The sequence below is a fragment of the Mesorhizobium sp. M1E.F.Ca.ET.063.01.1.1 genome, from assembly GCF_003998155.1.
Taxonomy (GTDB): Bacteria; Pseudomonadota; Alphaproteobacteria; order Rhizobiales; family Rhizobiaceae; genus Mesorhizobium.
This window is the reverse complement of sequence record NZ_RZSC01000862.1, coordinates 1-2,298: the sequence shown is the minus strand read 5'-3', so window position 1 is coordinate 2,298 and position 2,298 is coordinate 1. Positions and strand designations below refer to the sequence as shown.

Genomic DNA, 2,298 nt, shown 5'->3' with positions numbered 1-2,298 from the left:
CGAGATGCCGTGGTATGTGATCGTCGGTCCGCCGGCGACCGGCAAGACGACAGCGCTGCGCCAGTCTGGCCTCAGCTTCCCGATCGACCTGACCGATGACCTGCAAGGCGTCGGCGGCACGCGCAATTGCGACTGGTTCTTCTCGGAGACAGCGGTGCTGATCGACACCGCCGGCCGCTACGTGCAGCAGGAGAGCCAGCCCGATGTCGACGCCACCGAATGGCTTGGCTTCCTCGACCTGCTTAAGAAGCATCGGGGCCGCCGGGCGCTGAACGGCGTCATCGTCGCGCTCTCCATCGACACGCTCTCGGAAGGCGACGAAGCCATCAAGGCGCATGGCCGCAAGATCCGCCGCCGGCTGGCGGAGCTGAACGACCGTCTCGAAATCCGCCTTCCCGTCTATCTGATGCTGACCAAGGCCGACCTGATCAAGGGGTTCGAAGCCTTCTTCGGCGGCTTGTCGACCGCCGCGCGCGAGCAGGTCTGGGGAACGACCTTCCCCCTCGACGCGCGCGTCGACGCCAAGGCAATAGAAAACGAGCTCGCCGCGCTCGCCACTGAGCTGGAGCGGCGGCTGGTGCCGCGCCTGGAGGACGAGGACAAGCTTGGCGCGCGCGCCGAGATCTTCCGTTTTCCGGCTCAGCTCGCCAGCCTTTCCGAGCCGATCCAGGTGCTGATCGAGGCGATGTTCGGCGAAAGCCGTTACGAGGAAGCCGCGTGGCTGCGCGGCCTCTACCTGACATCGGCGACCCAAGAAGGCGCGCCCATCGACCGGCTGACCGCGGCGTTGTCCTCCTCCTTCGGGCTGCCGCCACGCCGCGCCATGCTTTCGCCACGCGTCGAGAAGCGCAGCTTCTTCCTGCGGAATCTTTTGACCGAAGTCATCTTCAAGGAAGCCGGCCTCGGCACGTTCGATCCGCTGGCGCAGCGCCGCCGCGCCTGGATCTGGCGCGGCGCGGCCACTGCCTGCGCGCTCGTGGCCCTGCTCGCCGGCGGACTGTTCACCTGGTCCTATCTCGACAACCGCAATGCGATCACCGAGCAGGCCGGCCAGTTCGAGGCGCTGCAGGCGCCGCTGACCGACGTTTCCGCCGCGCCGGCATCCGTGGAGCAGCCGACGATGGATGGAGCGCTGGCCGCGATGGATGCGATCGCAACGGCCCGCACCGCGCCGCCGGACGCACCCCACAACCTGCTTGGCCCGACCGCCTCGGCGGAGCTCGTGCGCGCCCAGACCGACACTTACGACCATGCGCTGCGCAACGTGCTCGAGCCACATATGGTGGCGCTGCTCGAGGCCACGATGTGGCGGCAGATCCGCGATCCGGATTTCATGCTCGGGGCGCTCAAGACCTATCGCATGATGACGGGCCTGTCGCAGATGGACCCGGACTTCGCCCAGAACTGGTGGGCGAACAGCCTGCCGGAATTCGCGCCTGCCCCGCCCTTCCCCACGGCGGACGCCGAAGAGCATCAGCTTGCCGCGATCCGGCGCATGGCGGTCGACGACAGCTATATCGCCCCGGACAAGGAACTGGTGGCTGAGGCGCTGAAAACCGTGTGCACGATCTCGCTGCCGGAGCGCGCCTATAAGCAGCTTCTCGCCGATCCGGAAGTGGCGGCCGTCAAGGAATGGGTGCCCGCCAATTTTGCCGGACCGAACGGCGCCAAAGTGTTCGCGCGCCGCTCCGACAAGACGCTGCGCGTCGGCGTTGCCGGGGCCTTCACCTATGCCGGCTTCCATGACGCCGTTCTCGACCGGGTCGAGGATGTGGCGGCGCAGGCGGCGCTCGATCGGGCGGTGTTCGCCGGCGGCTGTTCGGAGAATTCCGAAACCTCGGTCTCGGCGCTCTCCGAGGACATTCTGAAGCTCTATTACGACGATTATATCGCGCAGTGGGACAGTTTCCTGCGCGACATGCGGCTGGCGCCGCTGAGCGACCTCAACGTCGCCAGCGAAAATCTCAAGGATCTTTCGAGCGCCGATTCCGCGTTGAAGCGGCTGCTGAAGGCAGTCGTCCAGGAGACTGACCTGACCCGATCCGACGAAGCGCCGGCCGACGACAAGGGCGCCGCGAAGACCGGCTCTAAGCTCTTGAGCAAGCTCGGCAAGCTGGGCAAGGTGGTGAAGACGGGAGCGAAATTACTGCCCCGCGCGGGCTCGGCCGATCAGGTCGACATGACCGGCAGCCTGGTGGCCGCGCACTTCAAGCCGCTCAAGGGCACGATCGCAGAGGTCGACGGCCAGCCGCCGGCGCTCGACGCGGCCGTGGTGGCGCTGACGGCGCTGTCCAACGT

At 66.9% G+C, this 2,298-nt stretch carries 1 protein-coding gene; it reads left to right on the top strand.

Going from position 1 to position 2,298, the window contains the following annotated elements; translation table 11 throughout:
- Positions 1-2,298, top strand: a 2,298-nt coding sequence (tssM, locus tag EOA29_RS33485; protein WP_127222203.1) for a type VI secretion system membrane subunit TssM, incomplete at both ends; no start/stop codon positions are given.